Source organism: Candidatus Oleimmundimicrobium sp., assembly GCF_030651595.1.
Taxonomy (GTDB): Bacteria; Actinomycetota; Aquicultoria; order UBA3085; family Oleimmundimicrobiaceae; genus JAUSCH01.
Genome location: NZ_JAUSCH010000128.1, coordinates 1 through 2,858, shown reverse-complemented (window position 1 = coordinate 2,858; position 2,858 = coordinate 1). Strand labels below are relative to the sequence as shown.

The following is a 2,858-nucleotide window of genomic DNA, read 5'->3' as shown; positions in this document are numbered from 1 at the left end:
CAATGGAACGCTCTGGTCCTCGAACACCAGTGCCGCCAGTCAGCGCCTGACCGGGCTGCCGACCCATGGCGCAGGAGACGTCCTGATGTTCGTCCTCGATCCCGCCGCTGCCAGTCTCTGGATCGGCCGGAACGGTATCTGGCGCGATGACCCGGTCAGCGGCGCGCCCACATGGACCGCAGCGCCCAGCGCCGCCTTTTATCCTCATATCCAGGGGCGCGATCCGGGCGATGGCGGTACGCTGCGCTCGCTGCCCTCGCAGTTCAGCTACCCGGTTCCACCCGGCGCGCAGGCGCTGGGCTATGAGGATCCCGATCTGCGCCTCTATCAGGCGCATGCCTTCATCGAGCTCGGCTGGGACAAGAACCTCAGCATCGGAGAACTCGAAGCCTGGCTCGATCTCGGCGGCGGCTCACGCCTCACCTCGGGCGATGCCTCGCTCTTCCTCGATCACGGCGGGGGCACAGCGCTCTCCGCCGCCCATGCATCCCTCTATATCGAAGTGGAACTGCCATGACGTACGTCCTGCATCTGGGGCACCAGCCCACCGACATCGCCGGTATCTCGGGGCTTCTGAGCACCGTCGCCGGGGGGTTCGACCCGACACTCGACGTCAACGCGATCCGGCACAACGGGACGAACTCCCATTCCGCGCCGTTCTCCTTCTCGGTACCCGAGCCGACGGGCGATCTCTGGCTGGGGTTCCGCTATGTACCGCCCAACGCCGACGCCAACAGCATCAACCGGTCCGAGGCCAGCTTTCTGGAGTTCTACAGCGCCGACAACGTGCTGCTGGCCCAGATCAAGCCGATCACAACCACCAACCGCTATCACGCCATTGCCGCTGGCAACACCAGCGTGCAGGGCAGCTCCTCCTACACCGCCGCTAATGGTCAGCCGCAATGGATCGATGTGCGGGTTGCCGTCGGCGCAGAGATCACCATCGAATTCTATGTCGAGGGCGTGCTGCAATCGACGGCCACCGCCGCGAACACGAACGGAAAGGGCAAGCCGCGCCACGTGGTCTTTGCCAACACGGCCCTGCACGGGATTTCGGCGAACCGGACCTGGTACTACGCCCATATTGCAGCCCTCGACGGCGTCTCGACCATCGGGCGGCGCTTTGTGCGCCGCAGCCCCAACGCCATTGCCAGTTTCAACGAGATGGTGGGCAGCATCGACGCGCTGCGCGACGGCGACGTCGCCACGCGGGTTGCCAGCACCGCAGCGGGACAGCGCATGTCCTTCTCGCTCACTGGCCCGACCGGCCCGGCCTCGGTCTCGGCCATCGCGGGCGTGCATCTCAAGCAGATCGCGCAAGCGGGTACGGATGGACCCGACGCTACGGCCGGCTTCCTGCGCATGAGTGGCGTGAGCCATGACGCCGCCCCGGTGACAGTGCCCAGCCTGGCGCCGGTGCCGGTCTATTCCAGCTGGGCAGTCAATCCGGTCGATGGCACCCCCTGGAGCGATCTGACGCTGCCGAACGAAGTCGGGATCCTGTCGGCATGACGCAGCAATCTTCCCTCTTCGAGCAGATCGCGCAGGCTTTCCGCGATCATGGCATCGCCGCCGCCATCGGCGTCTGGTTCACCTTCATCGCCGGGTTGGCGACCGCCGTGACGCGCAAGGCATTCACGAACGAGGCGCTGCTGCACAAGCTTGAGCAGGAGCTGGCTGAAGAGCGCGCGCGCATCGAGAAGCGCCGCGACGAGGATCGCAAGATCGACCACGACCGCCTCGCCAGGATCGAGCGCGACATCCACGACATGCGCAACCTGATCTTCGCCGCGTTTCAGCGCAAGAACGGAGATTGACGCCAGGCAGTCGCACAGCCCAGCGCCCGCTCTGGCCACCGGTCCGCAAGCCAACGCTGGCAGCCTGCCCAACTCGCAACATTGACAGCCCATCCGCCGCGCCTGCGCACGACGGCCCCTTCCGCATGCCCATCACCCCAAGGAGACGCCTCATGTCCGACCCCATCCGCAGCTTCCGCCATTTCCGCGATGTGCCCGAGTGTCTCTGGCGCTGGCGGAACTTCTCGCCCGCCGAGATCGCCTGCCGCGGCACCGGCCAGCTGAAGTTGCACCCGGAAGCGCTGGACAAGCTGCAGGCCCTGCGCGACCGGCTGGGCAAGCCGCTGATCGTCCGCTCGGCCTATCGCTCGCCCGAGCACAACCGAAATGTCGGCGGGGCGCCGCGCTCGAAGCACATGGACGGCACGGCCTTCGATATCGCAATGTCGAACCATGACCCGGTGGCGTTCGAGGCGGCGGCCCGCGAAGTGGGGTTTCTTGGGTTTGGCTTCTACCCGCGCTCGGGCTTCATCCACATCGACCTCGGCCCCGCGCGCCAGTGGGGCGAGCGCTTCCCGGTGCGCGCGGTGCCGTTTGCCGCGGAAACCCCGCCCGCGCGCGAGACACTGGCCGCAAGCCGCACGCTGCGCGGCACCGGCGCGGCCGGTGCCGCGACCGTTGGCGCTGCCGGGGTTGAGGTGGCGCAGGAGGTGCTGACGGAGGCGCAGGGTGCCGTGCTGCCGCTGGTGCCCTATCTGGATAGCCTGCGCTGGCTGTTCATCGCCCTGGCGCTGGGCGGGATCGCGGTGGCCGTCTGGGCGCGGCTCGACGACTGGAAGAAGGGCCTGCGCTGATGTGGGCCAGCCTGGTGGTCGTGCTTCTCACCCGGCGCTGGGCACGGCGGGTGGCGGCCATCGCCCTCGTCGCCCTCACCATCACCCTGTTCATCCACAACCTGCGCCGCCAGGGCGAGCGCGCAGGCCGCGCCGCCGAGCGGCTCGACCGACTGGAGCAGACCCATGCCATCCATCGCCAGATGCTCGACGCCGCCGCGCGCCGCCC

5 protein-coding genes are annotated in these 2,858 nt (G+C 67.8%); all 5 read left to right on the top strand.

From position 1 onward, the window contains the following. A partial coding sequence (locus Q7U95_RS07390) for a hypothetical protein (protein WP_308753253.1) occupies positions 1–517 on the top strand: 517 nt, incomplete at its 5' end. After that, complete coding sequence (locus Q7U95_RS07385) at positions 514–1,512, top strand: hypothetical protein (protein WP_308753251.1); 999 nt, start codon at positions 514–516, stop codon at positions 1,510–1,512. The genes Q7U95_RS07390 and Q7U95_RS07385, both read left to right, overlap by 4 nt. Further along, on the top strand, positions 1,509–1,817 hold the full coding sequence (locus Q7U95_RS07380) for a hypothetical protein (protein ID WP_308753250.1): 309 nt from the start codon (positions 1,509–1,511) through the stop codon (positions 1,815–1,817). Before Q7U95_RS07385 ends, Q7U95_RS07380 begins: the two co-directional genes overlap by 4 nt. Before the next feature lie 152 nt (positions 1,818–1,969). Continuing rightward, on the top strand, positions 1,970–2,650 hold the full coding sequence (locus Q7U95_RS07375) for a D-Ala-D-Ala carboxypeptidase family metallohydrolase (protein ID WP_308753248.1): 681 nt from the start codon (positions 1,970–1,972) through the stop codon (positions 2,648–2,650). Beyond that, a partial coding sequence (locus Q7U95_RS07370) for a hypothetical protein (RefSeq protein WP_308753246.1) occupies positions 2,650–2,858 on the top strand: 209 nt, incomplete at its 3' end. The genes Q7U95_RS07375 and Q7U95_RS07370, both read left to right, overlap by 1 nt.

What these genes read in the sequence shown, in the direction of transcription:
- Q7U95_RS07385 (WP_308753251.1), top strand. Translation starts at nt 514, where the DNA reads ATGACGTACGTCCTGCATCTGGGGCACCAGCCCACCGACATCGCCGGT.
- Q7U95_RS07380 (WP_308753250.1), top strand. Translation starts at nt 1,509, where the DNA reads ATGACGCAGCAATCTTCCCTCTTCGAGCAGATCGCGCAGGCTTTCCGC.
- Q7U95_RS07375 (WP_308753248.1), top strand. Translation starts at nt 1,970, where the DNA reads ATGTCCGACCCCATCCGCAGCTTCCGCCATTTCCGCGATGTGCCCGAG.